General features: G+C 78.8%; 1 pseudogene. It reads right to left on the reverse strand.

The annotated features are described in order from the left end of the window. Positions 1-248, reverse strand: a pseudogene (locus G3I40_RS26775) (rRNA methyltransferase); the annotation flags it as partial. Positions 249-306: the final 58 nt, after the last annotated feature.

The following is a 306-nucleotide window of genomic DNA, read 5'->3' on the forward strand; positions in this document are numbered from 1 at the left end:
GGCGCCGCGCCCACCAGCGCCCCCAGCGCGGAGCACACCGCCTCGAACGTGGCGGGCATCCGGTAGGCCGCGTACGCCGCCACGTCCGCCCGGTCGCGCAGGATCGGCGCGTCGGTCGGGGTGGTGCCCCGGTAGTTCGCGATGAGCCGGTCCACGGCGCGGGTGGCCTGGCTGGGCGGGAGGCCGTCGAGGAGTCCGGCGAGGGCGGCGCGGAGGGTGTCGGCGGGCCGGCTGGTGGGGGCGTTCACCCGACGATCTTAGAGTGCGTCGTGGGGTGCGCCGGGCGGGCCGGTCACCGCGCGGGCC

Source organism: Streptomyces sp. SID14478 (assembly GCF_010548525.1).
Lineage (GTDB): Bacteria > Actinomycetota > Actinomycetes > Streptomycetales > Streptomycetaceae > Streptomyces.